Below are 26,166 nucleotides of genomic sequence, written 5' to 3'. Positions count from 1 at the left end.
GGCTTGGCCGGTCCGTCAGCGCGGCGTTTCGTAGAAGCCGCGGAAGCGCTTGCTGGGCTCGAACAGGCGGGTCTGGCCGATGACGGTCTCGCCCGCGCCCATGACGAATACGCCGCCGGGGTTCAGCGCCGCGGCGATCTTGGGGAACACCTGCTCCTTGGTGGTCGCGGACAAGTAGAGCAGCACGTTGCGACAGAGCACGACGTCGAACCGGCCGGCCGGCGCCGGGTCCGCCATCAGGTTCATGCGGCGGAAGACGACGCGCTTGAGCAGGTCGGGCTTGGCGATCCAGTCGCTGCCGGTGGTGTCGAACCAGCGCACCATCCGCCGCACCGGCAGGCCGCGCTGGATCTCGAATTGCGAGAACCGGCCGGCGCGGGCGCGGGCGATCGCCGCGTCCGACACGTCGGTGGCGACGATCTCCGGCACCGGCGCACCGGTCGTTTCGTGGCGATCGGCGAACAGCATGGCGAGCGACAACGGCTCCTGCCCGGTCGAGCAGCCGGCGCACCAGATACGAGCGCGACGCCCACCGGACTCAGCCGCCGCGACCGCCTCGGCAAGCATCTCGAAGACCTGCGCGTCGCGGAAGAACGAGGTTTCCTGGTTGACCAGAGCGTCGACGATCCGGTCGCCGATCAGCCGATCATTGCCCTCTAGCAACTGCGTCACGAGCTGATCGAGCGTGTCGAGATTGCGGTCGCGGAGCAAAGGCTTGAGCGCGGTATCGAGCCGCCAAGAGCGATAGGCGGCGATCTGTTGCCCGGTGCGCGCCTCGAGCAGCGCGGTCAACACGTTGATCGCGGTCTGCGATGCTGGTGGAGACGCGGGGAGGACGCGGGGGGACGCCGCAGACCTAGGGGTCATGGTCGACGTCGCGATGCGATCAGCGTGCCGATCGCGGCCGGCGGGAGAACCGCGTCGGCGACTCCCGATGACGCGACCGCGCCGGGCATGCCCCAGACCACCGAGCTGTCACGGTCCTGCGCGACGACGCAACCGCCGGCGTCGTGCACCTGTTGCGCGCCCTCCGCGCCATCGCGCCCCATCCCGCTGAGCACGATCGCCAGCGCGCGCGCGCCGTACACGTCCGCGATCGAGGCGAGCATCGGGTCGACCGACGGCATGCAGCCGCTACCCGCGGGCTCGTGCGTCAGACGGAAGGCGGCGCCGCCGTCCCGCAGCTTGACGCATTTGAGATGCGCATCGCCCGGCGCGACGATGATCCGGCCCGGACGAATCCGCAGCCGGTCGGTCGCGACTTCGCAGGGGCGGCCGGCGAGCAACGCGATCTGCGCCGCGAAATAGGGCATGAACGACGCCGGCAGATGCTGGGTGATGACGATCGGCAGGCGGAACCCGGCGGGAATCGCACGGAACATCTGGCTGATCGCGTGGATACCACCGGTCGAGGCGCCGATCGCGACGATGTCGTAATCTTCGCTTGGCGAGACGCGGCGCGGTGTAGCTGGGGGGCTGCGAAAGACCTTGTGGTGGTCGGGGTCGACCGGACGAGTGCGATCGGTGGCGAATGCATCGAATCCTCGCACAGCCTTTCGAGCTTGGAGACCAGCGCGCCGCCGAACCGCCCGGAAAGCTCCCGGCGGAGGGCTTGATCAACGTCTCCGCCGCACCGAGCGCGAGCGCCTGCATGGCCTTCGGGCCACCCTCGTCCGCGCTCGACGAGACGATCAGAACCTTGGCCCCTTCCCGGCCGCGACCAGCGCGGGCAATGCCGTCAGCCCGTCGATCCCCGGCATCTCGATATCGAGCAGGATGAACTCGACCGTCGTGCGACCGAGAAACTCCAGCGCAGCGGCCGCGCTGCCGACCGCACCGACCACGGAGAATCGATCGCTCGCATCGATCGTCCGCGCGATCACCGCGCGCGCGACGACCGAATCATCGACGAGCAGCACGCGTGCCGTGTCCGCGCTGTCGCGGTCCGCCGGGCGCGGGGCAGAGAGGGTCGGTTCGCCACCGTCTTGCCCGGATCAGGCCATGCCGACGATCTGGAGCTTCGATTCCAGCGTTTCGCGGTCGAACGGCTTCATGACGTATTCGTCAGCCCCGGCCTCGATCGCCGCGCGGATATAGGCCATGCCGTTTTCGGTCGTGCAGAACACCACCTTGGGGCGGCGCGGGACGTCGGCTTCACGCAGCGCGCGTAGGAAATCCATGCCGCTCATGACCGGCATGTTCCAGTCGAGCAGGATCACGTCCGGGATCGACGCCATGCACGATGCCAGCGCTTCACGACCGTCACAGGCTTCGGTGACGGTGAAATCGAGCGTCTCCAGGATGTGGCGCGCGACCTTGCGGATCACCTTTGAATCATCGACGACGAGACAGGTCTTCATGGAAAGCCTTCCGGGGAAATCGTGAGGCCGGTCTACGCGGGAAAGCGTAAGCGCCGGGTTAAGCAACGGAAAATTTCAAGCGGCGGGCACGATCGCGGGGATAACCGCAGCGAGATCGAGGATCAGCAGCGGTTCGCCATCGCGCTCGACGATGCCGGTCCCGGCCGTCGCCCAGCCACGATGCAGCGCCAGTCCCGACGACAGCGGCAACCGCGCGAACGGCGCGACGTCCTCGACCGAGTCGACCAGGATCGCGTAATGATGTCCCTCGACCACGGTGATGACCGCGCGACGGACGGTGTCGGGCGTCGACTCCAGGCCGAGCGCGGTGCCGGTGTCGATCACCGTGACCACGCGACTGCGCAGCGCCGCGAGACCGCGCACGAACGCGTCCGCGCGCGGCACCGCGATCACCTCGCCGATATCGACCACCGAGTCGACCTGCGCAGCGGCGATCGCGACGCCGCGCCCGGCGATGTGCGCCACCAGGAACAGCTCGCTCACATCGCCCTCCGCGCCGCCAGCGCAGCGATCAACGCCGGCCGGTCGTAGCGATAGATGCTCGCGTCATCCTCACCCTCGGCGGTGCGCGTCCGGCGCAGCGTCACCACCGGCGCCAGAGTCTCGCGGAGCGGCGTATCCTCCATCGCGAGCGCCACCGCCGCCGTCTCGCCCGCCGTTAGCGCGGTGACGCAGCGATAGCCCGAGGCTTCGAGCGCAGGCTTCAGGAACGTCTCCATCCAGCCCGACCCGTCGACCTGCAACAGGCACACCGGCAGCGACGCGAGCGTAACCGGCTGACCCGCGAACAGCGCATGCGGATCGACCAGTTCGATCTGCTCGCCAGCGATCGAGATCACGCCGGCGATCGGCCCGGTGCCGCGCGCAGGTGCCATCTCCGCGGGCAGCGCGACGATCTCGATCGCCTCGGCAATCGCATAGGCCATCTCGCTTTCGCCGTCGGTCAGGCGCAGCACCGCAACCTCGGTACGCGTGCCGAACGCCGCGACCGCGTGGAGCGGGATGATCGCATCGCCGATCGACAGCCGTATCGCCCCGCCCGACCAGCGGATCGCGTCGACCGGTACCGGTTCAACGCGGTCGATCACCGCCAGCGCGATCGCACGGCGGCAACCGTCGAGATCGTCGAACAGTAGAGCGGGGACGCCCGGCACGACGTCCTCTACCTCGGCCGACGCGGCGACCACCGGCGTAAAGCGCAACCCTGCGACCGCGGCGATTCCGGACGCGTCGAGCAGCAGCATCGGCAGGCCGTTGTCGGGCAAGGTCTTGCCCGCATAGACGCCGGTCGCCATCACCGCGGGCGAGGCGGGCTTCACCACCAGTTCCTCGGTATCGAGCACGGTATCGACGCCGAGCGCGTAATCCCCTCGCGCGTCGACACGATCACCAGCGTCGGCGGCGCGTCGTCGTTCAGCTTGAACAGCTGGCCGAGCGATACCAGCGGCATCCGCCGGCCGCGCACCGTGACGGCGGCCGCGTCGCCGATCGTGTCGATCCGCACGGCATCGCCGCGCACCATCACGATCTCCTCGATCGCTTGGCGTGGAAGCGCAAACCGCTGCGTGCCGACGCCGACGATGATCGTCGACAGGATCGACAGCGTCAGCGGCACGTGAATGACGATCCGCAGCCCGCGCCCCGGATCGTTGGTCAGCACGATCCGGCCGCCGATCTGCTCGATATTGGCGCGCACCACGTCCATGCCGACGCCTCGCCCCGAGATCGCGGTCACCGCATCGCGGCTCGACAAGCCGGGAGCGAAGATCAGGTCGAGCTTGGCCGCGTCGCTCATCGCCGCGAGTTCGGGGACGCTGTGGAGCCCCTTTTCCGCGGCCTTGGCAACGATCCGCGCGACGTCGATGCCTTTGCCGTCGTCGGCGACCTCGATCAGGATCTGATTGCCGGACTGGCGGGCGGAGACGACCAGCCGGCCGTTCTTGGGCTTGCCGAGCGCGCGGCGCTCCGCTGGTCCTTCGATGCCGTGATCGATCGAATTGCGGATGATGTGGACGAGCGGATCGCGCATCAGCTCGATCATCTCGCGGTCGAGCTCGACATCCGCGCCCTCGATCGCGAGATCGACGCTCTTGCCGAGCTCGGCACTGGTATCGCGCACCATCCGCGGCAGCGCCGAGAACAGCGCGTCGACCTTCTGCATGCGCGTCCGCGTGACGGTATCGCGCATGTCGGCGACGGTCAGCGACAGGCGTTCGAGCGCCGCCTCGACCTTCGGATCGACGTCACAGTCGCGCAGCCGCCGGGCCAGTTCGTTGCGCGCGAGCACCATCTCGGACATGCCGCTCATCATGTGATCGAGCAGGTCGACGTTGAGGCGTACGCTGCGGCTGGCGGCGCGACTGTGCGGGGTGGTTGGCGCCTGAGCCCGGGGCTGCGCGTCGGGCGCGAGCGCGGCGATCAGCAAGTCCTCACCCAGATCGTCGAGCGGCGAGCCGCTGTCGATCGCCTCGACGATCTCGCCGATCCGGTCGACGATGCCGAGCACCGCGTTGACGAGCGCGGTATCGGGAGTTCTCTTTCCGTCGCGGACCGCCGCGAGGACGTCCTCTGCCGCGTGGCTCAGTCGGGCGAGGCGCGGCAAATCGAGAAAACCGCAGCTTCCCTTGACCGTATGGACGAAGCGAAAGATCGCATCGAGGCGCCCGCTGTCCGCGGGTGCGGCTTCCCACGCGACGATCTCGCCGGAGATAGCCTCCAGCGTTTCGCGCGTCTCGGCAATGAATTCCTGTAACAGATCGTCCATGCGGGCCCCGCGTTCGAGGCCTGTCATGCATGACGGAGGTTAAGGGCGCGTTAGCCCGTCTTTTCAATCCTCCCCGCCAGGGGGTGGCACCGCAGGTGACGGAGGGGAGGATACGGAACAGAAGTGGTCGCTTGCCTCCCCTCCGTCTGGCAAGAGCCAGCCACCTCCCCTTGGCGGGGGAGGATGGAACTTGCGCCTTACCGCGCGTTGAACACCGCGCCGAAGATCATGATCCCCTCGGCCGGCTCGGACACGATCACCGTGCCGCCCGCCTCCGCCACGACCGTGTTGACCAGGTACGCAGCGGCGGCGCGCGGCGTGACGGTATGCGCGCCCTCGCCTTCGACCAACGTGCGGCGAATCTCGGGGTCGAGCACGATCCGCGCGCCCTCGATCTTCACGACGATCTCCAGCTGCCCGTCATTCTCCTCGCCGCCGACCTCCATGGTCCCGCCGCGGACCAGCGATTCGGTCGCGACCAGCACGAGGTTGAGCAACACTTTCACCGCGGACTTGGGCATCGCCGAGGCCTCGACCGCCCAGACGAAAGTGATCCGCTTGTTCTCCGCGACCAGCCCCTCGATCGCGTTGCGTGCCTCGTGCGTGTCGACCAGTTCGCCGAACCCGCCGGCCGCCCCGAAAGCCAGTCGGAAGAACTTCAGCTTGCTGGCGGACGCGCGCGCACTGTCGGCGAGCAGTTGCATGACCCGCTCGCGCATCGCCGGATCGGTTTCGTCGGCGAGCAGTTCCAGCCCGTTGTTGAGCGCCCCCACCGGCGACAGCAGGTCGTGACACAGGCGCGAACACAGGAGGCTCGCGAAATCGACCGGGCTGACCGTCATGAAAATCCCCTAATTCTGGAGCGTCTTGTGGCGGCGGTGCGGCGGGGACGCAATGCCACATCTCTTTAGTTTCGCGCTTCTTATGGTTGGGGTGAGCGACTCTAACTTCTTTCCCTGCTCGGATGGGAAGGGTTGAAGATATTCTTCCCCCTCCCTGGAAGGGAGGGGTTGGGGTGGGTCGGTTTCCGCATGTTTACGGCGTCGTGGATAAAACCGGCCAACCCACCCCAGCCCCTCCCTTCCAGGAGAGGGAAGCTCGGGCGGCTATCCGATAGGATCGATTGCCTCTTCGACGAAAGCGCCGACCTCGACCGATCGCCACGCGCGCGCCATACCGCCGCCGCCGAGAATAACCCACACCGCGCCGTCCCCCATCGCCTGTGCCGCGTCGCGCGGAGACGGGATAGGCGAACCAGACGGGTGCGAATGATAGTGTCCGATCACCGCCAGCCCCTCGCCCCGCGCGCGCCGATGCGCCGCGAACAGAGCCTTAGGATCGATCTCGAACGTCCTCGCCGGGCTCGCCGCAACGTTCGCGCACGCCTCTGTCGCCTCGATTCGCTCCGCCACCCCGAACAATAGCCCACAAATCTCGGCATCCGGCGACGCAGCCGCTGCGGCAATGAGTTGTGTCAGCACTTCGCTTGAAATCGTCACGCTCATCGCCACATCGCTACGACATGGACCGGGGGTTTCCATCGTCGAAGCATCGATCACGCCGGCCACGGATGGCTGGAGGCTTGACCGCGCGCTCGCCGAAGTGCTGCCCGAAATGTCGCGCGAACGGTTGAAGGCGCTCATCGCCGCGGGGCAAGTGACGCTCAACGGCAGAGAATGGCGCGATTCGGCGAAGAAGGCCGCGACCGGCCAAGTGTTCTCGGTCGCGATCCCGCCGCCGACCCCGTTGCACAACGAAGCGCAGGATATCCCGCTCGTCGTCGCCTATGAGGACGACGACCTGATCGTGATCGACAAGCCCGCGGGCCTTGTCGTCCATCCCGCCGCGGGCAATTTCGACGGCACGCTGGTCAACGCGCTGCTTCATCACTGTGCCGGCAATCTGTCGGGCATCGGCGGCGTCGCGCGGCCGGGAATCGTCCACCGCATCGACAAGGACACGTCGGGGCTCATGATTGCCGCCAAGACCGACCGCGCACACGAAGGCTTGGCGAAGCAGTTCCACGACCACAGCATCGACCGCCGCTACAAGGCGATTGTGGGTGGCATCCCGCGCCCGCCGAGCGGCACGGTCGATGCGCCGCTCGCGCGGAGTCCGCAGAACCGCAAGAAGATCGCTATCGTCGAGGGCGGCAAGCGCGCAGTGACGCATTTCTCGACGATCGAGACCCTCCGCGATGCGGCGTTGATCGAATGCCGACTTGAGACCGGAAGGACGCATCAGGTGCGTGTGCACATGGCGTCGATCGGCCACGCCTTGTTGGGAGACCCGGTCTATGGTAGAACAAAGCAAGCTCAGAAGTCGCTGCTCGAAACGCTCGGTTTCCGCCGGCAGGCCTTGCACGCGGCGCATCTGGGGTTCATCCATCCGGTGAAAAGCGTCGCTTTGGCGTTCGAAAGCGAAATGCCTGCAGACATGCAGGAACTGTTCACCCAACTTCACGTATAGATAATCGACACCATGCCGCAACGCGGCAGCCGGGGCCGCAGTGCGGCAATCGGGGTCAGCAGAAAGGGATTACGACCATGGCAGCCCGCTCCAACGTTCCAGCGACGATACCTGCGCTCGGCAGCGAGGCGGGTCTCAATCGCTATCTCGCCGAGATCAAGAAATTCCCGCTGCTGAAACCCGAACAGGAATACATGCTCGCCAAGCGTTTCCAGGAGCATGGCGACACGGAGGCCGCGGCGCAGCTGGTGACCTCGCATCTCCGTCTCGTGGCAAAAATCGCGATGGGCTATCGCGGCTATGGCCTGCCGACGTCGGAGCTGATTTCCGAGGGCAATATCGGCCTCATGCAGGGCGTGAAGAAGTTCGAGCCCGAGCGCGGCTTCCGGCTCGCGACCTACGCGATGTGGTGGATCCGCGCGTCGATCCAGGAATATATCCTGCGGTCGTGGAGCCTCGTGAAGATGGGCACGACGGCGGCGCAGAAGAAGCTGTTCTTCAATTTGCGCCGGATGAAGAGCCGCCTCGATGCGTTCGAGGATGGCGATCTGCGTCCCGAGCACGTCACCAAGATCGCGACCGATCTTGGCGTTGCGGAGACCGACGTCGTCAGCATGAACCGGCGTATGGCGATGGGCGGCGATACGTCGCTCAACGTGCCGATGCGCGAGGACGGCGAGGGCCAGTGGCAGGATTGGCTGCAGGACGATGCGCCATTGCAGGACAAGATCGTCGCCGACGCGCAGGAGGCTGACGTCCGCCATTCGATGCTGGTGTCGGCGATGGACGATCTGAACGAGCGCGAGCAGCATATCCTGACGGAGCGCCGTCTGACCGACGATCCGAAGACGCTTGAGGAATTGTCGCAGGTCTACGGCGTGTCACGCGAGCGCGTGCGACAGATCGAGGTCCGTGCGTTCGAGAAGCTGCAAAAGGCGATGATGCGGATCGCCGGCGAGAAGCGCCTGCTGGCGGCGTAACTTGGCGCGCACCGTCGTCATCGGCGGCGGTGCGGCCGGTATTGCCGCGGCGAGAACGCTGCATGACGCTGGGTGTGACGTCCTTCTCGTCGAGGCCAGCGACCGGCTCGGCGGTCGAGCCAGGAGCCTTTCGCTCGCTTCTGTTCCCCGCGAAGACGGGGGCCCAGACTGACCCCGCCTTCGCGGGGGAACATGTCGACGCCGGTTGCGGCTGGCTTCACTCCGCCCAACGCAACCCTTGGACTTCGATAGCTGAGGCTACCGGCTTCACCGTCGACCGCTCCGACGCAAACTGGCGCACGCAGTGGCGCGATCTCGGCTTCCCGCCCGAAGACCAAGCAGCTTCTTCAGAAGCTTACACAAACTGGAACGAGCGCGCTCTCGCGGCCATCGAAGGCCCAGACCGCCCTCTCCGACTTCATCACTCCAAACGACCTATGGCGCCCGAAGATCGACGCGATCTCCGGATACGCCAATGGCGCGAACCTGGGCCAGGTCTCGCTCCACGATTGGGCCGCGTACGAAGAAGCCTCGACCGACGACAATTGGACAGTGAAGGAAGGCTACGGCACGCTCGTCACCAGCCACGCCGCCGGCCTCAACATCCGCCTCTCGACACCGGTAACCCGCATCGATCATAGCGGCCGCGTCCTCAAGCTCGACACCCCGGCCGGCACGATCGACGCCGACCACGTCATCGTCTGCGTCCCGACCACAGTCGTCGCCAAATCGCAGGTCGTGTTCCACCCGCCGCTCCCCGACAAGCATGCCGCCGCTGCCGACCTTCCGCTCGGGCTCGCGGACAAGGTGTTCCTCAATGTCGACCGGCCCGAATGGCCGACCAACGCGCATCTGGTCGGCAGTCCCTATAGCGCCTGCACTGCCAGCCACCGGCTGTCGCCGTTCGGCTGGCCGATCGTCGAGAGCTTCTTCGGTGGCGACTGCGCGGAAATGCTCGAGGATGGCGATGCGGCGCAGTTCGCGATCGACGAGCTCGTCGGGCTGCTCGGTAGCGACTGGCGCAAGCGCTTCACGCCGCTCGTCGCGACCCGCTGGCGCCACGAACGCTATATCGGCGGCAGCTACAGCCACGCGCGCGTCGGTCGGGCCGGGCAACGCACCCTCCTCGCCGCCTCGGTTGACGGCCGCATCCACTTCGCCGGCGAGGCGTGCCACCTGTTCGACTTCTCGACCGCGCACGGCGCATACGAGACCGGCGTCGCGGCGGCGCGCGCGATCATTGGCGAGTCCGTGACGATCGCATAAGGAACGCCGATGGGCTTCCTCCGCATCCTCGCCAAGATCGTCTTCCTGTTCGTGCTGGTCACGGTCGCCTGGGTCGGGCTGTACCGCTTCGTACCGGTGCCGTTCACCTGGACGATGATGGGGGACCTGATGTCCGGACGCACAATCACCAAGGACTGGATGCCGCTGTCTGAGATGGACCCGGACATGGCGCGCGCGGCGATCGCGGGCGAAGACTCACGGTTCTGCTCGCATCACGGCTTCGATTTCAAGGCGATCGCGGGGGCGGCGGCGCGCAATGCGCAGGGCGGACGGATCCGCGGTGGCTCGACGATCAGCCAGCAGACGGCGAAGAACGCGTTCCTGTTCCAGGGCGGCGGCTATGTTCGAAAGGCGTTCGAGGCGTATTTCACCGTGCTGATCGAGGCGCTGTGGCCGAAGCGGCGGATCATGGAGGTGTATCTCAACATCGCCGAGACGGGGATCGGGACATATGGCGCGAACGCCGGCGCGATCCGCTATTTTAATCACGATGCATCGCGGTTGTCGCCGACCGAGGCGGGGCGGATCGCCGCCGTGTTGCCGTTGCCGAAGAAGCGCGCGGCGATCGATCCGCATGGGTTCGTGCGGCGGCATGGAAATACGCTGTCGCGGCGCGTTTCGGTGGTGCGGAACGACAGGTTGGATGGGTGTCTGCGATCCTGACCAATACCGCCCGTCACAACGTTGACACCCCGGCGCAGGCCGGGGCCCAGTTGGAAAGGTTGCTGTGACGGAGCATCCCGCTCAATCAGTCATGTCCCCCAACTGGGGCCCGGCCTTCGCCGGGGTGAATTCTAGCTTCGACCTTGCCTTACCTTGTTCTCCCGCGAAGGCGGGAGCCCAGACTGGGTCCCCGCCTTCGCGGGGAAACAAGCTACCTGTGATTACTGCGTCGACTTCTCGACCGCGTCGCCGGCCTTGTCGGCGGCACTGCCGACGCTCTTCGCCGCCGACGTGATCGCGGCGTCCTTGCTGTTCTGCGCGCCTTCGCGGCTGAACAGGTAATAGCCGCCGATCAACACCGCGATCAGCAAGACGATGCCGATCAGCATGCCACTGCCGGCGCTACGGCGTTCGATGATCGTGGTGTGGGTAGTCGGCGTTTCGACGATGCGCTCTTCGGCCATTTCACTCTCCCTGATTACTGAAAGAGCGAAACGCCGGCCGAAGATCGATTGTTCCCGCGCCGAAACGACCCAACCGAAACGGTTCAGAACGGCAGCTTGAAGCCCGGTGGCAGCTGCAACCCACTGAGTCATCTTCGACATTTCGCTGCCCGACACCGCATCGGCCTTCGCGCGCGCGTCGTTGAACGCTGCCGTCAGCAGGTCTTCGAGCATCTGCTTCTCGCTCACCTGCATCAGCAGATCGTCGATCGCGATGCCGATGATGCGGCCCTTGGCGGACGCCTTCACCTTGACGAGGCCGCCGCCGGACGCGCCCTCGACCTCGATCGTGTCGAGATTGGCCTGCGCCTTTTCGAGCTCGCTCTGGACGTTCTGCGCCATGGCGAGGATTTCATCGATATTCTTCATGCATTGCTCCTTTGGCCGGGCCACGATTCGAGCTGGGCGTCGGGAAACGCTGCCACCGCGGCCTTCATGATGGGGATTCGAGAATGGCTTGCCGCACCGCCGCATCGGCCGCGTCCTGCGCCTCGCGCAACGTCGGCTCGCCAGGGGCGTCGACGATCGACACTTTCCACGCGGTCCGCGTCACGCTCTTCAACAGCGCATTGAGTTCGGCGAGCGTGTCGGCCGATACCGGGCGACTGCCGCTTATGGTGAATTCCGGCGGCGCATAGCTGACCACGCGTGCACCGTGGCGGAGCCGCGCGGCGATCGCGAGGCCGCCCGATTCGTCTAGCAGATCGACCAACGCCTCGAAAGTCGGCGGCAGGATCGGTCCGGTCGCCACCGGTTCGGGCACCTTCGCAGCGGATGCTGCGTTCCAGGGCAGCGCTTCGCCGGACGAGGGCGCAGGTGGCGGCGGCGTTGACGGCGTTGGTGCGGCCGCGGGGCGCTGCCGCTGACGATTTGCCGCGCCAACTCGCCGGGGTCCGGCAGCGTCGAGGCGTAAATCGCGCGCAGCAGCGCCATCTCCGCTGCCTCGATCGGGAGCGCCGCCTTTGCCACCTCGTCATGACCCTTGAGGAACAGCTGCCACAGACGGTGGAGCGCGGGATAGCCGAGCGATGCCGCCCATTCCTCGCGTGCCGCGCGCTCCTCCATCGGCTGCGCTGCGTCGGGCGGCGTGCCGACCTTGGTCAGCGTGATGCCGTGGACGGTTTCGAGCAGCGAGCGGAGTACCGACAAAGGGTCTACGCCGTAATCATATTGGCGGCGCATCGAGGCGAGCGCCCCTGCCCCGTCGCCGGCAAGGATCAGCGTGAGCAGGTCACGGACCGCACCGCGATCGGACAGGCCGAGCATCTGGCGTACCGCGTCGGCCGTCACGCCGCCACCTTCGAGCCCGGCATGTGCGATCGCCTGGTCGAGGATCGACAGGCCGTCGCGTGCGGACCCTTCGGCGGCGCGGGCGATCAGCATCAGCGCTTCCGGATCGGCGACGACGCCTTCTTCGGTCGAGACCCAGGCGAAGTGCTTGGCGAGATGTTCCGCGGATATGCGGCGGAGGTCGAAGCGCTGGCAGCGCGACAGCACCGTGACGGGCACCTTGTTCACTTCGGTGGTCGCGAACAGGAATTTTACGTGGGGCGGCGGTTCCTCGAGCGTCTTCAGCAACGCGTTGAACGCGTTCTTCGACAGCATGTGGACTTCGTCGATGATGTAGATCTTGAAGCGCGCGGTGACCGCCGAATAGCGCGACGCGTCGATGATCTCGCGGACGTCGTCGACGCCGGTGTGGCTGGCGGCGTCCATCTCGATCACGTCGATATGGCGGCCCTCGGCGATCGCGCGGCACGGCTCGCAGACGCCGCAGGGGTCGATCGTCGGGCCGCCCTCACCGTCGGGACCGATGCAGTTGAGCGCCTTCGCGATGAGGCGTGCGGTCGAAGCTTTTCCCACGCCGCGGACGCCGGTCATCAGGAACGCGTGGGCGAGCCGGTCGCGCTTGATCGCGTTGCCCAGCGTCTGGACCATCGCGTCCTGGCCGATCAGCTCCGAAAAGGTCTGCGGACGGTATTTGCGGGCCAGCACGCGATAGGCGGCGTCTGGCGCTTTGGCCGGCTGCGGGGTTCGCCGAGGTCGAAGGAATCTGACATTGCGGTCGATATAGGCGGTTTGGGGGGCGGTGTCGAAGGGCTAGCGAACCCTTTCTGTTCCCACGCGGACGCAGAGGTCTAGGTTAGGGCTGCTATCGGATTTTTAAGAATGAGAAGTGCGCTGCGGCTTAGCCGCATCGTCAGACGGCGCTTCGCACCGCTGGCCGCGCTCACGTTTGCTTGCAAACGTTCGCGGTGGGAGCCGGGACGACCCGTGGCTTAGTCGTTGTGGCTGCTTCCTTCCGGATCTGACCAAGTTGGCGACGACCACGTCCGCCCGACTCCCGCGGCGCATATGGCGGGGTCGGGCGGGATGATCAAGCCGCTTTAGGAGCGGGCTCGGTCTTAGCGGCGAACGCGAACCGTACGGCAGACGCGCTGGCGGTGATGGTTGCGGTAGACGTTGCGGCAAACCTGGCGCGTACGCACGGCATGACGACGATAGCCCGGGCGGTTGGCATTGTGACGCACGACGGTGCGCTCATGGACGACGGTGCGCTGCGCCGAGGCTTCGGCAGCGATGCCGACCGGTGCGAGGCCGGTGAGCGCGACGAGACCGGCGGCGGCAAGGGTGAACAACTTCATGATAATCTCCTACTGGGTCTGAACTCTGCTGAGTCCTGCAACCTATGTTAATAAACCAGGCTCGATCGTTACGGTTCCGTATCAGACCCAGAATTAAGTACGTCGGATTCAGCGGCGGAAGCAGCGACGAACCGGCCCATAATAGCCACGCTCGATCCGGCATACGACGCGCGAGCGGCCGTAACCGCGCGGTCCGCGATAGCCATAGCCCCCGCCACGATAGCCGCCGCGGTAGCCGCGATAGCCGTGACGCGGGCCATCCCAGCCACGACGGCCGTGCCAGCCGCGGTTGCCGCGTGGTCCATGCCACCCGGGGCCGCCGCGCGGGCCGTCCCATCCATAACGCTGCGCATCGGCGGGGGCTGCGGCGAAAACGGTTCCCGCGGCCAAGGCGCCAGCGGCGAACATTGCGATGATCTTCATGTTCGGTACTCCTCTCACGACCTCGTACATTGAGGCGATGAGGGGATAATCCGCTTCCGGCCGTGCACGTTCCATGAACCGGCCGTTGTCTTCCTGTAAGCTTTGCTGACCTAGTTGGGGATCCGCACGGTCAGTCCGTCGAGCGTGTCGGTCAGCCGGATCTGGCAGGCGAGACGGCTGGTGCGCGTCGCATTGTGCGCTAGATCGAGCATGTCCTCCTCGTCCTCGCTCGCCGGCGGCAGTCGGGCGAAATCGGCGGGGTCGACGATGACGTGGCAGGTCGCGCAGGACAGCTGGCCTTCGCAGGTGCCTTCGAGTGGCTGGTTATGTGCCTGTGCGACATCGAGCAGGCGGTCGCCGGGGCTTGCGGCGACGATGGTCGCGGTGCCGTCTCGGGCGATGAAGCGGACGATCATGGCCATTGCGCCTCGGCTGCGGCGACGATCGCATCGATGGCGTCGCGGAGTTCGGTTTCGGTTGTGTAGCGCCCGAAGCCGAGGCGGATGCTGGAACGCGCCCGTGGTTCGGTGAGGCCGATCGCGCGGAGGACGTGGCTGGAGCGGCCCGAACCGCTGGCGCAGGCCGAGCCGGCGGAGAAGGCGATGTCGCGCAAGTCGGACATCAGGCGATTCACGTCGAGGCCTTCGCGGCGGATGTTGAGGTTGCCGTGATAGCGGGGGTCGGTCGCGCCGTTGATCGTCCAGCCGGGGCCGAGGCGGTCGAGCGCCAGCGACCAGAGACGGTCGATGTGCGCGGAGTCCTGATCCTTGCGGTCGGCCATGAGTTGCGCGGCGGCGCCGAAGCCGGCGCAGAGTGCGGGCGAGTGTGCCGGAGCGGCCGAGGGCTTCCTGTCCGCCGCCGTGCATCAGGGGCGAGGTCGATGCCGTCTCGAATCCAGAGTGCGCCGATGCCCTTGGGGCCGTGGATCTTGTGTGCCGAGATGGCGATCAGGTCGACGGTGTCTGGGATTGCTACCCGGCCATAGCCCTGGACCGCGTCGCAGAGAATGAGCGCGCCGGCTGCGTGGGCGAATTCGGCGAGCGCGGCGATCGGCTGGACGACGCCGATCTCGTTGTTGACGAGCATCGCGGCGACCACGCCGGTCCCCGGGGATCGCGGCGCAGGATGTGTCGGGGTCGACTAGCGTGGATCGATTTTCTACTTCCCCTCCCTGGAAGGGAGGGGTCGAGGTGGGTCGGCTTCCGTATGATCGAACGTGGGCGGCAAAAGCTGGCGAACCCACCCCAGCCCCTCCCTTCCAGGGGGAAGAGACGAATTGACTGCCGGCACCTCGAATGTCGCTCCAAGCTAGGCCGTCTGCGCCGAAACTTAGGCCGTTTGCGCCGACTGGGAGGATCGTTACGTGGCGCCCCATCGCCGCTTCGGCCGCGGTGGTGTCGAGGACGGCCGCGTGTTCGGTAGCCAGCGTTACGATCGGGCCGGTCGTACCCTTGATCGCCCAGTTGAGCGCCTCGGTCGCGCCGCTGGTGAAAGCGATGCGGCCGCCGGGGGAGCAGTGCGGCGACCTGATCACGCGCGACTTCGACGGCGGCTTTGGCGCGACGGCCTTCGCGGTGGGACGAATGCGGATTGGCGTGCTGAGATTCGAGCCAGGGGAGCATCGCGGCGAGCGCTTCGGGCGCGAGGGGTGGTCGCCTGGTAGTCGAGATAGGTCATGCGGCCCGCCTTATGTCGGTGGCGATGCGCGTCCAGGCTTCGGCGAACTTCGCGACGTCGTCGGGTTTCGTGGTCCAGCCGAAGCTGACGCGAACGACTTCGGCAGCAGCTTCAGGGAAATAGCCCATTGCCGCGAGGACGTGGCTCGGGCGCATGCTGCCCGACGAGCAGGCGCTGCCCGCGGAGACGGCGAACCCGGCCATGTCGAGGCGGATCAACTGCGCGGCGGAGCTTACGCCGGGCATGCGGTAGGAGGCGATCGTCGGGATGCGCGGGGCGTGGTGCGCGACGATCTCGCCGCCGCCTGCGAGGATCGCGCCGTCGAGCTTGGCGCGGAGATCGGCCATGCCCGCGAACCAGTCTCGCGGAGCCTCCAGCGCGGCGGCGAAACCAAGTGCGCCGGGGAGGTTCTCGGTGCCGCCGCGATAGCCGCGCTCCTGCCCGCCGGTCGGGTCGAGGAGGCCGAGGTCGCGGACCAGCAGCGCGCCTATGCCGGGGGGCCACCAAGCTTATGCGCGGAGACGATGATGAGGTCGGCGTCGGGAAGCGGGAGCTTGCCGGCGGTCTGCGCGCAGTCGGCGATGCGGAAGCCGGTGGCGGAGCTTTGCAGAACGCCGGTTTCGCTGTTGGCGGACTGTAGCGCGATCGACGCTGAGCCCTCCCGGTTCATCACGATGCCGCCCGCATCGACGTCGAGCATGACCGGCTGTTCCGCGGCTCGGATAATAGCGTCATGCTCCACCGCCGCTACGCCGATGCCCGGCCGCCCCCGCAACGCGAGCGCCGCGGACTCGCTGGCGCCGCTCGTCAGGATCACGTGATGCGGCCAGTCCAGCGCCTTGGCGATACGCCTCCGAGCATCCTCCAGCGCAGCCCGCGCCGCGCGCCCCTCGGCATGCGGCGACGACGGGTTCGCCCAGCGCGCCATGCCCTCCGTCACCGCCGCCACCGCCTCGGGGCGCATCGGCGTGGTGGCGGCGTGATCGAGGTAGATGCGGGACTCGGTACGGGACAGGGTCGGTTCCAATTGCGGAAAGGGGCGTGTCGCCTATATAATGCAGATCATCCCGCACTCCACCCGAGTGCGTATCCCAGCTCGCGAGTGCCTATGCCAGAAGTCATTTTTCCCGGTCCCGAAGGCCGTCTTGAAGGTCGTTTTGCGCCGGGCCCGCGTCCGCGCGCACCCGTGGCGATGATCCTGCATCCGCATCCGTCAGCCGGTGGCACAATGAACAACGCGATCGTACAGCAGCTCTACAAGACCTTCCAGCGGCGCGGGTTTGCGACGCTGCGGTTCAATTTCCGCGGCGTCGGGAAGAGCCAGGGCGTGTTCGACAATGGCGTCGGCGAACTGAGCGATGCGGCGAGCGCGCTCGACTGGGTGCAGAGCTTCCACCCCGAGGCGCAGACGACCTGGATCGCGGGCGTCAGCTTCGGTGCGTGGATCGGCATGCAGTTGCTGATGCGCCGTCCGGAGATCCGCGGGTTCATTTCGATCGCGCCGCCGGCGAACCTGTACGACTTCACGTTCCTGGCACCATGCCCGTCGAGCGGGATCATCATCCAGGGCGAGGCCGACGAGGTCGCGACGCCGGGCGCCACGCAGAAGCTGGTGGATAAGCTGCGGACGCAGAAGCACATCACCATCCATCACGACACGATCCCGAAGGCTAACCACTTCTTCGAGCATGAGATGCCGGAGCTGATGGGGTCGGTGGACAAGTATCTCGACATGCGGCTCGACCCGAACTCGCCGATTAGGTGATTTCGTCCTTCTCCCCTTGGGGAGAAGGTGGCGCGGCAGCGCCGGATGAGGGGAGTTGGGATGGGCCAGCTCTCCCCAACTCCCTCTCCCTTCCCACCGCAAGCGCGGCGGGTCCTTCCTCGCCCCGCAGGGCGAGGGAGGTTACAGCGTCCAGATCGCGACGTTGGCCAGCAACACCGCAGCCATCACCAGCATCAGCAAGCCGTTCTTGCGGTCGCGCTTCTTCACGATCAACATGATCCCGCCGATGAGGCAGGCGAACATCCCCAGCATGGCGATGGCGGGCGCCGCGGCGGCGATCGAGGTCAGTGTGGGGTTCATGCGGCCATTACCTTTGCGTACGCAGCGAGGTCGACGTTGCCACCGGACAGGATGACGAGCAGTCCGGGTTCGAGCGCCACCTTGCCAGCCAGCACCGCCGCCAGCCCGACCGCGCCACCCGGCTCGATCACCAGCCGAAGCTTCTCCGCGGCCCAGCGCTGGGCCGCGGCGATTTCCGGTTCAGTGACCGCCACGCCGGTCGCGTCGCGGCGGGATAGGACGTCGAAGGTCAGCGGCGACACGCGCAACGTCTGGAGCAGATCGCACGCGGTCGGCGGCGGGTTGGGGCCGACCGGTTCGATCCAGGAGGCCTCGAGCGAGCGGCGCATGTCGTCCCAGCCTTCGGGCTCGACGACGGTGATCGCGCTGTCCTTCAAGGCCAGCGCGATACCGGCCGACAGGCCGCCACCGCCGCACGGGATTATCACGCGGCTCGGCACGCCCAAGCCCAGTGCCGCCATCTGTGCAGCCGCCTCGATGCCCGCGCTGCCCTGCCCTTCGATGATCCACGGATCGTCGAAGCTCGGCACCAGTGTCGCACCCCGTGCTTCCGCCAGTCCGGCAGCGATCACCTCGCGGCTTTCGGTGGCGCGGTCGTAAGTCACCACTTCCGCGCCCAGTGCCAGCGTCGATTCGCGCTTCAGCCGTGGCGCATGCGACGGCATCACGATCGTTGCCGCCATTCCGAGCCGCTTCGCCGCCCAGGCCACCCCTGCGCGTGATTGCCCGAGGAAAATGCGACGACACCTTTTTCGCGCTGCGTCGTCCAGGGCGGTGAGCCGATGCCACGCACCGCAGATCTTGAACGCGCCGATTGGTTGCAACGACTCGGCCTTGAACGCGACCGTTACGCCTTTGATTTCACTAATAAAAAGCGGCGTTGGCGGCAAGACCCGCGCGATCTTTTCCGCGGCGTCCCGTACCCCCGCCCGCGTCGGCTGTCGCAAAATCGTCACACACTGGCTCCTATGCGCCCAACCCTATTTACATGGGGGGCAAGCGACCGTAGATCGCCCTTCCGCTGCCCCATGGGACTTCCAACCGCAAGGCAGTGTTTTCGTAATTTGTCTCAGGACATTGGAGGTCCCTTGAATTGGTCAAGCATCATATCGCGCTGGGGTTAGCGAAAGCCCATTCGACCGCCGACACCTCCCGCATCGGGAGCGGCATCGACATCGCTAAAGGGCGCCCGGTCAACCCGGTCACGCTCGTTCGTCCGCACGCCGCTGCGCGCGCCGCTCGGTTCTTCGTCGAGAAGTTCCCGGGCCGTTCGATGTATGCGGTGAAGGCGAACCCGTCTCCCGAACTCCTGCAGATCCTGTGGGACAACGGCATCACGCATTACGACGTGGCGTCGATCGCCGAAGTGCGTTTGGTCGCACGGACGCTTCCCGCGGCTACGCTGTGCTTCATGCACCCGGTCAAGGCCGAGGAAGCGATTGCCGAGGCGTATTTCACGCACGGCGTCCGCACCTTCAGCCTCGATAGCCTCGAAGAGCTCGACAAGGTCGTCCGTGCCACCCGCGAAGCTTCCGATCTGACGCTCTGCGTGCGTTTGCGCGTGTCGTCCGAGCATTCGAAGCTGTCGCTGGCGTCGAAGTTCGGTGCGGCACCGCACGAAGCCAAGGAGCTGCTGTTCGCGGCACGCCAGGCAGCGGATGCGCTCGGCATCTGTTTCCATGTCGGCTCGCAGGCGATGACTCCGGAGGCCTATTCGAACGCGATGGAGCGCGTCCGTGCGGCGATCGTCGAAGCGGCGGTCACGGTTGACGTCATCGACGTCGGCGGCGGCTTCCCGTCTTCGTATCCCGGCATGGAGCCCCCGCCGCTCGAGCATTTCTTCGAGACGATCCACCGTGCGTTCGAATCGCTGCCCGTCAGCTATTCGTCCGAGCTGTGGTGCGAGCCGGGCCGGGCATTGTGCGCGGAATATTCGTCGATCATCGTGCGCGTCGAGAAGCGTCGCGGGACCGAGTTGTATATCAACGACGGCGCGTATGGCGCGCTGTTCGATGCGGCGCATATCGGCTGGCGTTTCCCGACCGAGCTGCTCCGCGAGCCGGACAGCCGCGCGAAGGACATGGAGTTCAGCTTCTACGGTCCGACGTGCGACGACATGGATTACATGGTCGGCCCGTTCATGCTGCCCGCGGACACGCAGGCTGGCGATTATATCGAGATCGGCATGCTTGGCGCCTATGGCTCGGCGATGCGGACCGCGTTCAACGGGTTCGGATCGGACGAGACGGTGATCGTCACCGACGAGCCGATGGTCTCGCTGTACGACGAACGCTTCCAGGACCTCGCGTCGAACGTCGTCAAGCTGTAACCAAGCTCTAGTACCGCGCCCTTCTTCCTCCCCTCCCGTTTACGGGAGGGGTCGAGAGGGCTTGTCCGCGAGCGTGGCGTTCGCGGATATTTCAGTCCTCCCTAACCCCTCCCGCAAGCGGAAGGGGGATTTATGGAGCATGTTATGACCGAAGACACCCGCATCGACGCGCAGCGCAAGGCGGAACTCCTTTCCACCACCGTCGAGCATATCGACATCAAGAGCTTCGACGCGCGGCCGATCGTCGACGCGATGAAGAAGATGTCGTTCACCAGCCGCGACCTCGGCCGTGCGACCGACATCTACAACCAGATGCTGGCCGACAAGGACTGCACGATCTTCCTCGTGATCGCGGGCTCGACGTCGGCCGGCGGTTGCATGGATCTGTATGCCGAGCTGCTGCGCAACAACATGATCGACGGCATCGTTGCGACCGGCGCGACGATCGTCGACATGGATTTCTTCGAGGGTCTCGGCCACAAGCATTACCAGGCGCTCGAAGTGCCGCACGACGACGTGCTGCGCTCGCTGATGATCGACCGGATCTACGACACCTATATCGACGAGGAAGAGCTCCAGCACGTCGACCACACGATCTTCGAGATCGCCGAGACGCTCGAGCCGCGCGCCTATTCGAGCCGCGAGTTCATTCGCGAGATGGGCAAGTATCTCGTCGAGCACGGCAAGAAGGAGAACAGCCTCGTCAAGCTCGCCTACGAGCATGATGTGCCGATCTTCTGCCCGGCGTTCGTCGACAGCTCGGCGGGCTTCGGTCTGGTCAAGCACCAGGTAGATGCCGCGAAGGCGGGCAAGCCGTACATGGTGCTCGATGCGATCGCCGATTTCCGTGAGCTCACGGAGATCAAGATCAAGGCGGGCACCACCGGCCTGCTAATGATTGGCGGCGGCGTGCCGAAGAACTTCATCCAGGACACGGTGGTTTGCGCCGAGATCCTCGGTCACGACGACGTCCAGGTTCATAAGTACGCGGTGCAGATCACCGTTGCCGACGTTCGCGACGGTGCGTGCTCGTCGTCGACGCTGCAGGAAGCGGCTTCGTGGGGCAAGGTGAACACGGGGATCGAGCAGATGGTGTTCGCGGAGGCCGGTTCGGTCATGCCGCTGCTGGCGTCGGATGCGTATCATCGTGGTCTCTGGAAGGACCGTCCGGTCCGCAAGTGGGGCGCGAGCTTCGACAAGGCCTGAGGCGGCTTCGCTGATCCTCCCCGCTAGGGGAGGTGGCGCGAAGCGACGGAGGGGAGGCGGCGATACCGTCGGTTTGCCCTTTCCTCCCCTCCGTCAGACAAGTGCCTGCCACCTCCCTGGCGGGGGAGGATTAGAGATACCGTTGCTCCTGCGGAGCAATTGATGCAGCCTCTCCCGGATAACCGGGGAGGCTTTTTCATGCACAGCGAGATCCTGCGACCGATGGTCGTGCTGATCGTCTGGACGCTGGTGATGCTCGCGTGGATGCTCGTCACGCGGCTACCCGCGATGAAGGCGGCGGGCGTCGACATGGGAAAGCTGGTCGGGACCAAGGCATCCGATGCCGACCGGTCGTTGCCGCCTCAGGCGCAGTGGAAGGCGCACAACTACAATCATTTGATGGAACAGCCGACGCTGTTCTACGCGGTCTGCGCCGTGCTCGCGCTGAGCGGCACGGGCAATGGCGTCAACGCGTGGATAGCCTGGGCCTATGTCGGGCTGCGGATCGTGCACAGCTTGGTGCAGGCAACCAGCAACCGCGTCCGCGTCCGCTTTCTGTTCTTCATCCTGTCGAGCGTGATGCTCGCCGCGTTGACGCTGCACGCGGCTTTGGCGGTGTTTTGAGACAGTGACACAAATAATCGCCGATCGTGTGATCCGCCCCTCCCCGATACCGATCGATCGTCTAGAAATCCGGCATGACCTTCGACCGCCGCTCGCTCCTCACCCTTCCTCGCTGCCGGGCTGACGCTACCGGCGTTCGCGCGGAATGGGGCGCAACTGACAGCCGGCCAGCCTCGCGCAGCGGAGCTGCCGGTCTGGCCGCCGGCCGAGCGGTTTGCGTTGTGGCCCGGCATCCCGCAGGGCGCGCCGAACCCGTTGCCGGTCCCGCAGCCGCGCATGCCGCGCTATCCTGACGGCTATCGCGACTTCCAGATGCGCGGCGTGGTGCGTCCCGAGGTCGGCGTGTTCCGGCCTACTCGGCCCGATGGTCGCGCGGTGCTGATCGTGCCCGGCGGCGGCTATTCGATCACGTCGCTGCGTAACGAAGGCATCGACGTCGCGCGCGTGCTGAATGCGTTCGGGATCACCGCGTTTGTGTTGAGCTACCGGCTGCCCGGCGAAGGCTGGGCCGACCGGGCCGACGTACCGCTTGCCGACGCGCAGCGCGCAATGCGGCTGATCCGCGCCAATGCCCGCAGCTACGGGATCCGGGCGGAGAAGCTCGGCGTGCTCGGCTTCTCCGCCGGCGGGCACCTTGCCGGCTCGCTGACGATATTGCCCGACTTCAAGGCCTACCGGACCGTCGATGCGGCCGATCGTCACTCAGCGCGCCCTGCCTGGGCCGGGCTGATGTATGCGGTCTCAAACATGGACCCGGGCCGCAGCCATGGCGGATCGCGCGCGAACCTGCTGGGCCCCGATCCACTGCCGGCCGTGCAGGCACGCTTCGTGATCGACCGGCAGTTGAAGGCTGGCGACCCGCCGCTGTTCCTGGTCCATGCCGAGGACGACACCACCGTGCCGGTCGCGAACAGCGTCGACACGCTGGCCGCCGCACGCCGCGCCGGCATCCCGGCGGAAGCGCATTTCCTCCAGCACGGCGGCCACGGATCTCGGCACGCGCCTGTCGCCGCGGTCGCCTGGATCGTTATGGCCGCAATTGTTCGATCGCTGGATGGGCGAACTCGTCTCGGGGTGACGATGTAGGCCAGCATGACGGACCTATATGTGCCGGCTGACGTTGATCCCGAAAAGCCAGGAGAGCGCGATGACCCGTCCGCATGCCCAACCCCGCGACGTCTTCCATGAAAATGGCGAGGTGATCATCGACGGGCCGGACGGGGAGATCATTGCGATGACGCCCGAAGCCGCGCTGCGGACCGCCGGGCGGCTGGATGAGGCGGCGCTCGATGAACTGATCGCTCGGGCGCAGCGGTCAAGTACCTAGAACTAGACTTGCTCAGCGGAGCGCGAGGACCAATCCGCCGTTGGGTTGCGTCACGACCGTTAGGTCACGATAGTCGACGATCCGTACATGTCGCGCGGCGAGATCATGGGCCGCGCCGTGGGTGGCGGTGATGACCAGCACGTCTGCTCCCGCCGCCCCGCCTGCGGTGATTCCGGCGGCGGCGTCTTCGAACACGAGGCAATCCCTGGCCGCGACGCCGAGACGTTCGGCAGCGACGAGGAAGCAATCCGGTGCGGGTTTGCCGTTGGGGATGTCGTCGGCGGCGATCATGGTGGCGGGGATCGGCAGTCCGGCGGCCTTGAGGCGGACCTCAGCCAGCGCGCGCGGGGCCGAGGTGACGATCGTCCAGCGTTCGGGGGGCAGGCTGGCCAGGAACGCGGCGGCGCCGGCGATCGGTTCGATGTCGTCGACGTCTTCCATCTCGGCCGCGGTGATCGCTGCGGCTTCGGCTACCGGGTCGACGCCGGGAAGGTTCAGGCGGCGGACGGTCTCGACCGATTGCACGCCGTGGATCGTCGGCACAAACGTCGCGGCATCGAGGCCGTGCGCGATCGCCCATTTGGTCCAGGTTCGCTCGGCGGAGGCGATCGAGGTGAGGATCGTGCCGTCCATGTCGAACAGGAACGCGGCGTAGGTGCGGGTAGGGAGAGTCATGCGGGGGCTCGTGAGGGAGGTTGTAGGGTTGGGCAAGGCGATTTGGTTCGGCGCCCGTCACCACCCCGGCGAAGGCCGGGGCCCAATTGGGGGACGCAGCTAACGGAGCGGTTCATTTCGTTACTCAGGACGTTCCAATTGGGCCCCGGCCTTCGCCGGGGTGGTGGCAGTTCTGGCAGTGACGGCAGCAAAAACCCACCACGCAGAAAAGGCCGCTCCGGTTTCCCGAAGCGGCCTATATTCTCTCATCAAACCAAAGCTTAGATGTCGTCGCCGAGTGCGCCCTTGACGCTGCCCTTGACGTTCTGCGCAGTGCCCTTGGCCTGCTGCGCCTCGCCTTCGGCTACCAGCTTCTCGTTGTCGGTTGCCTTGCCGACGGCTTCCTTGACGTTACCTGCAACCTTGTTGCCGGCTGCTGCGACCTTATCGGTGAACTCGCCCATCAGAGCCTCCACTTGCTTTTGCGGACCCGCCAACCGGGCCGCTTGAACTTGCCAAGGTATAACGGCCGTCTTTACCGTGGGTTCCGTGACGTTTGCGTCATCACCCGCCGAATCAGATCAACCCCGCCAGCGGACTCGACGGGTCGGCATAGCGGCGCTGCCCCATCCGCCCGGCGCGATAGGCGAGCCGCCCCGATCTGACCGCCGCCTTCATCGCCGCAGCCATCATTAGCGGGTCCTTGGCCTCCGCGATCGCGGTGTTCATCAGCACGCCGTCGCAGCCGAGTTCCATCGCCACCGCCGCATCCGACGCGGTGCCGACGCCGGCATCGACCAGCACAGGCACCCCTGCCCCCTCGACGATTAGCCGGATCGTCACGCGGTTCTGGATACCAAGCCCCGAACCGATCGGCGCACCCAGCGGCATGATCGCGACCGCGCCGGCGTTCTCGAGGCGCTTGGTGGCGATCGGATCGTCGACACAATAGACCATCGGCTTGAAGCCTTCGTTCGCCAGGATCTCGGTCGCGCGCAATGTCTCGACCATGTCCGGATACAGTGTCTTCGCCTCGCCGAGCACTTCGAGCTTCACCAGCTCCCAGCCGCCAGCTTCCCGCGCCAGTCGCAGCGTGCGAATCGCCGATTCGGCATCGAAGCAGCCGGCGGTGTTGGGCAGGTAGGTGATCTTCTTGGGGTCGATGAAGTCGGTCAGCATCGGTGCGTTGCGATCCGACACGTTGACGCGACGGACGGCGACCGTGACGATCTCGGCACCCGACGCCTCGACCGCGGCGGCGTTCTGCGCGAAGTCCTTGTACTTGCCGGTGCCGACGATCAGCCGGGACTTGAACGTCTTGCCCGCGACGGTCCAGCTGTCCTCATGATCGCCACCACCGACGAAATGCACGATCTCCAGATCGTCGCCGTCCTCGACCATCACGTCCGCCAGCGTCGAGCGCGGCACGACCTCCATGTTGCGCTCGACCGCGATCTTCTCGGGCAAGAGCCCCAGTTCGGTCGCGAGTTCGGCGAGGCTCAGCCCCGCGGTGACGCGCTTGTGCTCGCCGTTGACGGTGATCGAGACGGTGCCATCGGAATGGGGCATGGGTGTGTGATCCACTATACTGCGAAGGCACGGCTCGACTTGTCGCGAGCGGTGCCTGTAAGGAATGGCGTGACGCGCATATAGGGATCGCTTCGCCGGCCCCGCAACCGATCCGCAACCGAAAGGCCATCGCTCTTGCCAGATACCGTTTTCGTCCTGAACGGCCCCAACCTCAACCTGCTGGGAACGCGCGAGCCGGAGATCTATGGCGACGAGACGCTCGACGATATCGCCGGGATGCTGGAAGACCGCGCCCGCGAACTCGACCTGGCAATCGACATGCGCCAGTCGAATCACGAGGGGCACCTCGTCGACTGGATCCAGGAGGCGCAAGCGCGTGGTGCCAAGGCCGTGATCCTCAACGCGGGTGCGTTCACGCATACCTCGGTCGCGGTGCACGACGCGATCAAGGGCGTGAAGACGCCGGTGATCGAGGTGCATCTTTCCAACCCCCACACGCGTGAATCGTTCAGGCATGTGAGCCTGGTCGGGCAGGCGGCGAAGGGCACGATCGCGGGTTTCGGCGCGCTTTCGTATCTGCTCGCGCTTGAAGCCGTCGCACGGTTCTGACAGGAGGCC

The 26,166-nt window shown here is 66.2% G+C and carries 28 protein-coding genes, 1 other RNA gene and 5 pseudogenes; 12 read left to right on the top strand and 22 right to left on the bottom strand.

Annotated features, from left to right (window positions below):
• Window positions 1–15 precede the first annotated feature (15 nt).
• The 8 genes and pseudogenes from AC0IX7_RS03680 to AC0IX7_RS03645 form a co-directional block, all read right to left on the bottom strand.
• The gene (locus AC0IX7_RS03680) at window positions 16–801 is read right to left on the bottom strand and encodes a CheR family methyltransferase (protein WP_471813719.1); all 786 of its coding nucleotides are present in this window, start codon (window positions 799–801) and stop codon (window positions 16–18) included.
• Window positions 802–863: 62 nt separating this feature from the next.
• Window positions 864–1,550, bottom strand: a complete 687-nt coding sequence (locus AC0IX7_RS03675; RefSeq protein ID WP_471810590.1) for a CheB methylesterase domain-containing protein — start codon at window positions 1,548–1,550, stop codon at window positions 864–866.
• Between the two features lie 141 nt (window positions 1,551–1,691).
• A complete protein-coding gene (locus AC0IX7_RS03670) occupies window positions 1,692–1,919 on the bottom strand; it encodes a response regulator (protein WP_471810589.1) in 228 nt (75 codons plus the stop codon).
• A gap of 75 nt (window positions 1,920–1,994) precedes the next feature.
• Window positions 1,995–2,360, bottom strand: a complete 366-nt coding sequence (locus AC0IX7_RS03665) for a response regulator (RefSeq protein WP_187504579.1) — start codon at window positions 2,358–2,360, stop codon at window positions 1,995–1,997.
• A gap of 75 nt (window positions 2,361–2,435) precedes the next feature.
• On the bottom strand, window positions 2,436–2,864 hold the full coding sequence (locus AC0IX7_RS03660; protein WP_471810588.1) for a chemotaxis protein CheW: 429 nt from the start codon (window positions 2,862–2,864) through the stop codon (window positions 2,436–2,438).
• Window positions 2,861–5,145 (bottom strand): annotated as a pseudogene (locus AC0IX7_RS03655) (chemotaxis protein CheA). The gene AC0IX7_RS03660 and the pseudogene AC0IX7_RS03655 overlap by 4 nt, the downstream one beginning before the upstream one ends.
• Before the next feature lie 197 nt (window positions 5,146–5,342).
• Entirely contained in the window at window positions 5,343–5,987 is a 645-nt protein-coding gene (locus AC0IX7_RS03650) for a histidine phosphotransferase family protein (protein WP_471810587.1), read from the bottom strand.
• Window positions 5,988–6,251: 264 nt separating this feature from the next.
• The gene (locus tag AC0IX7_RS03645; protein ID WP_471810586.1) at window positions 6,252–6,650 is read right to left on the bottom strand and encodes a M67 family metallopeptidase; all 399 of its coding nucleotides are present in this window, start codon (window positions 6,648–6,650) and stop codon (window positions 6,252–6,254) included.
• 97 nt (window positions 6,651–6,747) lie between these two features.
• Between AC0IX7_RS03645 and AC0IX7_RS03640 the strand changes: the two genes are divergently transcribed.
• The 5 genes from AC0IX7_RS03640 (at window position 6,748) to mtgA (ending at window position 10,544) form a co-directional block, all read left to right on the top strand.
• The gene (locus tag AC0IX7_RS03640; RefSeq protein ID WP_471810585.1) at window positions 6,748–7,614 is read left to right on the top strand and encodes an RluA family pseudouridine synthase; all 867 of its coding nucleotides are present in this window, start codon (window positions 6,748–6,750) and stop codon (window positions 7,612–7,614) included.
• A gap of 77 nt (window positions 7,615–7,691) precedes the next feature.
• Window positions 7,692–8,594: an RNA polymerase sigma factor RpoH gene (rpoH, locus tag AC0IX7_RS03635; protein WP_056048373.1), complete on the top strand. Its 903-nt coding sequence runs from the start codon at window positions 7,692–7,694 to the stop codon at window positions 8,592–8,594.
• 1 nt (window position 8,595) lies between these two features.
• Entirely contained in the window at window positions 8,596–8,766 is a 171-nt protein-coding gene (locus AC0IX7_RS03630) for an FAD-dependent oxidoreductase (protein WP_471810584.1), read from the top strand.
• Window positions 8,767–9,146: 380 nt separating this feature from the next.
• Window positions 9,147–9,860, top strand: coding sequence for a flavin monoamine oxidase family protein (locus tag AC0IX7_RS03625; protein ID WP_471810583.1), 714 nt, complete (start codon window positions 9,147–9,149; stop codon window positions 9,858–9,860).
• 9 nt (window positions 9,861–9,869) lie between these two features.
• Complete coding sequence (mtgA, locus tag AC0IX7_RS03620) at window positions 9,870–10,544, top strand: monofunctional biosynthetic peptidoglycan transglycosylase (RefSeq protein ID WP_471810582.1); 675 nt, start codon at window positions 9,870–9,872, stop codon at window positions 10,542–10,544.
• A gap of 221 nt (window positions 10,545–10,765) precedes the next feature.
• Here the strand turns inward: mtgA and AC0IX7_RS03615 are convergent, their stop codons facing one another.
• The 9 genes and pseudogenes from AC0IX7_RS03615 to AC0IX7_RS03575 all read right to left on the bottom strand — a co-directional run bounded on the left by AC0IX7_RS03615 (window position 10,766) and on the right by AC0IX7_RS03575 (window position 16,756).
• Window positions 10,766–11,008, bottom strand: coding sequence for a hypothetical protein (locus AC0IX7_RS03615; protein WP_471810581.1), 243 nt, complete (start codon window positions 11,006–11,008; stop codon window positions 10,766–10,768).
• Between the two features lie 83 nt (window positions 11,009–11,091).
• A pseudogene (locus tag AC0IX7_RS03610) lies at window positions 11,092–11,416 on the bottom strand (YbaB/EbfC family nucleoid-associated protein).
• Window positions 11,413–13,107 (bottom strand): annotated as a pseudogene (locus AC0IX7_RS03605) (DNA polymerase III subunit gamma/tau). Before AC0IX7_RS03605 ends, AC0IX7_RS03610 begins: the two co-directional pseudogenes overlap by 4 nt.
• Before the next feature lie 193 nt (window positions 13,108–13,300).
• Window positions 13,301–13,394, bottom strand: an RNA gene (gene ffs, locus AC0IX7_RS03600) — signal recognition particle sRNA small type.
• Window positions 13,395–13,452: 58 nt separating this feature from the next.
• Complete coding sequence (locus AC0IX7_RS03595) at window positions 13,453–13,692, bottom strand: hypothetical protein (protein WP_471810580.1); 240 nt, start codon at window positions 13,690–13,692, stop codon at window positions 13,453–13,455.
• Window positions 13,693–13,800: 108 nt separating this feature from the next.
• Window positions 13,801–14,115, bottom strand: coding sequence for a hypothetical protein (locus AC0IX7_RS03590; RefSeq protein ID WP_471810579.1), 315 nt, complete (start codon window positions 14,113–14,115; stop codon window positions 13,801–13,803).
• A gap of 110 nt (window positions 14,116–14,225) precedes the next feature.
• On the bottom strand, window positions 14,226–14,531 hold the full coding sequence (locus AC0IX7_RS03585) for a 2Fe-2S iron-sulfur cluster-binding protein (RefSeq protein WP_471813717.1): 306 nt from the start codon (window positions 14,529–14,531) through the stop codon (window positions 14,226–14,228).
• Window positions 14,528–15,792, bottom strand: a pseudogene (locus AC0IX7_RS03580) (cysteine desulfurase family protein). Before AC0IX7_RS03580 ends, AC0IX7_RS03585 begins: the two are co-directional and overlap by 4 nt.
• Window positions 15,789–16,756, bottom strand: a pseudogene (locus tag AC0IX7_RS03575) (cysteine desulfurase family protein). Before AC0IX7_RS03575 ends, AC0IX7_RS03580 begins: the two co-directional pseudogenes overlap by 4 nt.
• A 144-nt stretch (window positions 16,757–16,900) precedes the next feature.
• Between AC0IX7_RS03575 and AC0IX7_RS03570 the strand changes: the two are divergent.
• Complete coding sequence (locus AC0IX7_RS03570) at window positions 16,901–17,557, top strand: alpha/beta hydrolase (protein ID WP_055878070.1); 657 nt, start codon at window positions 16,901–16,903, stop codon at window positions 17,555–17,557.
• Window positions 17,558–17,698: 141 nt separating this feature from the next.
• Here the strand turns inward: AC0IX7_RS03570 and AC0IX7_RS03565 are convergent, their stop codons facing one another.
• Together AC0IX7_RS03565 and AC0IX7_RS03560 are read right to left on the bottom strand one after the other, a co-directional pair.
• Entirely contained in the window at window positions 17,699–17,878 is a 180-nt protein-coding gene (locus AC0IX7_RS03565) for a hypothetical protein (RefSeq protein WP_471810578.1), read from the bottom strand.
• Entirely contained in the window at window positions 17,875–18,834 is a 960-nt protein-coding gene (locus AC0IX7_RS03560; RefSeq protein WP_471810577.1) for a threonine ammonia-lyase, read from the bottom strand. Before AC0IX7_RS03560 ends, AC0IX7_RS03565 begins: the two co-directional genes overlap by 4 nt.
• A 137-nt stretch (window positions 18,835–18,971) precedes the next feature.
• Between AC0IX7_RS03560 and AC0IX7_RS03555 the strand changes: the two genes are divergently transcribed.
• The 5 genes from AC0IX7_RS03555 to AC0IX7_RS03535 all read left to right on the top strand — a co-directional run bounded on the left by AC0IX7_RS03555 (window position 18,972) and on the right by AC0IX7_RS03535 (window position 23,364).
• Window positions 18,972–20,207: a type III PLP-dependent enzyme gene (locus AC0IX7_RS03555; protein ID WP_471810576.1), complete on the top strand. Its 1,236-nt coding sequence runs from the start codon at window positions 18,972–18,974 to the stop codon at window positions 20,205–20,207.
• A gap of 144 nt (window positions 20,208–20,351) precedes the next feature.
• Window positions 20,352–21,413 (top strand): 1,9-bis(guanidino)-5-aza-nonane synthase, encoded by a 1,062-nt coding sequence (locus AC0IX7_RS03550; protein WP_471810575.1) that lies wholly within the window; start codon window positions 20,352–20,354, stop codon window positions 21,411–21,413.
• Between the two features lie 198 nt (window positions 21,414–21,611).
• Window positions 21,612–22,037, top strand: coding sequence for an MAPEG family protein (locus AC0IX7_RS03545; protein ID WP_471810574.1), 426 nt, complete (start codon window positions 21,612–21,614; stop codon window positions 22,035–22,037).
• Between the two features lie 276 nt (window positions 22,038–22,313).
• Window positions 22,314–23,123 carry an alpha/beta hydrolase gene (locus AC0IX7_RS03540; protein WP_471810573.1) on the top strand — a complete coding sequence of 270 codons (810 nt, stop codon included), beginning with the start codon at window positions 22,314–22,316 and terminating at the stop codon, window positions 23,121–23,123.
• A gap of 61 nt (window positions 23,124–23,184) precedes the next feature.
• Entirely contained in the window at window positions 23,185–23,364 is a 180-nt protein-coding gene (locus AC0IX7_RS03535; RefSeq protein WP_471810572.1) for a hypothetical protein, read from the top strand.
• A gap of 12 nt (window positions 23,365–23,376) precedes the next feature.
• Here the strand turns inward: AC0IX7_RS03535 and AC0IX7_RS03530 are convergent, their stop codons facing one another.
• The 3 genes from AC0IX7_RS03530 to thiS all read right to left on the bottom strand — a co-directional run bounded on the left by AC0IX7_RS03530 (window position 23,377) and on the right by thiS (window position 25,587).
• On the bottom strand, window positions 23,377–24,039 hold the full coding sequence (locus AC0IX7_RS03530) for an HAD-IA family hydrolase (RefSeq protein ID WP_471810571.1): 663 nt from the start codon (window positions 24,037–24,039) through the stop codon (window positions 23,377–23,379).
• Window positions 24,040–24,299: 260 nt separating this feature from the next.
• Entirely contained in the window at window positions 24,300–24,482 is a 183-nt protein-coding gene (locus AC0IX7_RS03525) for a CsbD family protein (RefSeq protein WP_056050734.1), read from the bottom strand.
• A 112-nt stretch (window positions 24,483–24,594) separates the two neighbouring features.
• The gene (gene thiS, locus AC0IX7_RS03520) at window positions 24,595–25,587 is read right to left on the bottom strand and encodes a sulfur carrier protein ThiS (RefSeq protein ID WP_471810570.1); all 993 of its coding nucleotides are present in this window, start codon (window positions 25,585–25,587) and stop codon (window positions 24,595–24,597) included.
• 135 nt (window positions 25,588–25,722) lie between these two features.
• Between thiS and aroQ the strand changes: the two genes are divergently transcribed.
• Entirely contained in the window at window positions 25,723–26,157 is a 435-nt protein-coding gene (gene aroQ / locus AC0IX7_RS03515; RefSeq protein ID WP_471810569.1) for a type II 3-dehydroquinate dehydratase, read from the top strand.
• The last annotated feature ends 9 nt before the right edge of the window (window positions 26,158–26,166 follow it).

The sequence above is a fragment of the Sphingomonas sp. AC411 genome, from assembly GCF_979253035.1.
This window is presented reverse-complemented; position numbering and strand designations above follow the sequence as displayed.

What these genes read in the sequence shown, in the direction of transcription:
- AC0IX7_RS03590 (WP_471810579.1), bottom strand. Translation starts at nt 14,115, where the DNA reads ATGAAGATCATCGCAATGTTCGCCGCTGGCGCCTTGGCCGCGGGAACC.
- AC0IX7_RS03550 (WP_471810575.1), top strand. Translation starts at nt 20,352, where the DNA reads ATGACCGAAGACACCCGCATCGACGCGCAGCGCAAGGCGGAACTCCTT.
- AC0IX7_RS03585 (WP_471813717.1), bottom strand. Translation starts at nt 14,531, where the DNA reads ATGATCGTCCGCTTCATCGCCCGAGACGGCACCGCGACCATCGTCGCC.
- AC0IX7_RS03615 (WP_471810581.1), bottom strand. Translation starts at nt 11,008, where the DNA reads ATGGCCGAAGAGCGCATCGTCGAAACGCCGACTACCCACACCACGATC.
- AC0IX7_RS03525 (WP_056050734.1), bottom strand. Translation starts at nt 24,482, where the DNA reads ATGGGCGAGTTCACCGATAAGGTCGCAGCAGCCGGCAACAAGGTTGCA.
- AC0IX7_RS03540 (WP_471810573.1), top strand. Translation starts at nt 22,314, where the DNA reads ATGCCGCGCTATCCTGACGGCTATCGCGACTTCCAGATGCGCGGCGTG.
- AC0IX7_RS03530 (WP_471810571.1), bottom strand. Translation starts at nt 24,039, where the DNA reads ATGACTCTCCCTACCCGCACCTACGCCGCGTTCCTGTTCGACATGGAC.
- AC0IX7_RS03570 (WP_055878070.1), top strand. Translation starts at nt 16,901, where the DNA reads ATGCCAGAAGTCATTTTTCCCGGTCCCGAAGGCCGTCTTGAAGGTCGT.
- AC0IX7_RS03665 (WP_187504579.1), bottom strand. Translation starts at nt 2,360, where the DNA reads ATGAAGACCTGTCTCGTCGTCGATGATTCAAAGGTGATCCGCAAGGTC.
- AC0IX7_RS03650 (WP_471810587.1), bottom strand. Translation starts at nt 5,987, where the DNA reads ATGACGGTCAGCCCGGTCGATTTCGCGAGCCTCCTGTGTTCGCGCCTG.
- mtgA (WP_471810582.1), top strand. Translation starts at nt 9,870, where the DNA reads ATGGGCTTCCTCCGCATCCTCGCCAAGATCGTCTTCCTGTTCGTGCTG.
- thiS (WP_471810570.1), bottom strand. Translation starts at nt 25,587, where the DNA reads ATGCCCCATTCCGATGGCACCGTCTCGATCACCGTCAACGGCGAGCAC.
- AC0IX7_RS03535 (WP_471810572.1), top strand. Translation starts at nt 23,185, where the DNA reads ATGACCCGTCCGCATGCCCAACCCCGCGACGTCTTCCATGAAAATGGC.
- AC0IX7_RS03595 (WP_471810580.1), bottom strand. Translation starts at nt 13,692, where the DNA reads ATGAAGTTGTTCACCCTTGCCGCCGCCGGTCTCGTCGCGCTCACCGGC.
- AC0IX7_RS03565 (WP_471810578.1), bottom strand. Translation starts at nt 17,878, where the DNA reads ATGAACCCCACACTGACCTCGATCGCCGCCGCGGCGCCCGCCATCGCC.
- AC0IX7_RS03645 (WP_471810586.1), bottom strand. Translation starts at nt 6,650, where the DNA reads ATGAGCGTGACGATTTCAAGCGAAGTGCTGACACAACTCATTGCCGCA.
- rpoH (WP_056048373.1), top strand. Translation starts at nt 7,692, where the DNA reads ATGGCAGCCCGCTCCAACGTTCCAGCGACGATACCTGCGCTCGGCAGC.
- AC0IX7_RS03545 (WP_471810574.1), top strand. Translation starts at nt 21,612, where the DNA reads ATGCACAGCGAGATCCTGCGACCGATGGTCGTGCTGATCGTCTGGACG.